Genomic DNA, 359 nt, shown 5'->3' with positions numbered 1-359 from the left:
GTGGTCGTCACCAATCAGCTGAATGCGGTACTGAAGGCTGTTGGCATTCAGGATCTGGTTAAAGGCGTGATTGCCTACGAGCCGGTCTGGGCCATTGGTACTGGCGAAACGGCGACGCCCGAGCAGGCGCAAGCGGTGCATCGACACATCCGCCAATATTTGGCTGACCAAGATCGCGCAGCGGCCGCCGATTGCCGGATTTTGTACGGTGGCAGTGTGAAGGCCGACAACGCAGAACAATTGTTCAATCAACCCGATATCGATGGCGGCTTGATCGGCGGAGCGTCTCTGGATGCGATGTCTTTCGCTGCCATTTGCTGGGCGGCTCAAACCGGGCCGATCACCGACTCTATCGCGAT

1 protein-coding gene is annotated in these 359 nt (G+C 57.9%); it reads left to right on the top strand.

The genetic code is table 11. The features are described 5' to 3' along the window. On the top strand, positions 1 to 359 hold a 359-nt coding region (locus QWI17_RS04840; RefSeq protein ID WP_302721385.1), incomplete at both ends, for a triose-phosphate isomerase family protein.

Source organism: Gilvimarinus gilvus (genome assembly GCF_030518155.1).
Lineage (GTDB): Bacteria > Pseudomonadota > Gammaproteobacteria > Pseudomonadales > Cellvibrionaceae > Gilvimarinus > Gilvimarinus gilvus.
This window is presented reverse-complemented; position numbering and strand designations above follow the sequence as displayed.